General features: G+C 65.6%; 1 pseudogene. It reads left to right on the forward strand.

Annotated features, from left to right (window positions below):
- Positions 1-282: pseudogene (locus tag N864_RS25415) on the forward strand (conjugal transfer protein TrbL); the annotation flags it as partial.

The raw sequence follows: 282 nt of genomic DNA on the forward strand, positions 1-282 counted from the left end.
CGTCTACAACCTGCTGTTCGGCATCGGCATCTTTATCGTCCTGGTCTTCTTCTGCTTCCAGCTCATCCTCGGCCTCATCCGCCGCGACCCGACCGCCCTGTCCCGCGCCGCCCTCGGCGCCGGCAAAGCAGTGCTCGGCAGTTTCGTGGTCATCACCCTGGCCGCGCTGGCATTGGAGATCACCGACCAGCTGACCATCGGGATCATCCAGGCCGCCGGGGAGACGACCGGCACGATGGGCGACAAGATCATCCTGCTCGCCGCCGGCCTCACCGCGATCAA

It is taken from the genome of Intrasporangium chromatireducens Q5-1, assembly GCF_000576575.1.
Lineage (GTDB): Bacteria > Actinomycetota > Actinomycetes > Actinomycetales > Dermatophilaceae > Intrasporangium_A > Intrasporangium_A chromatireducens.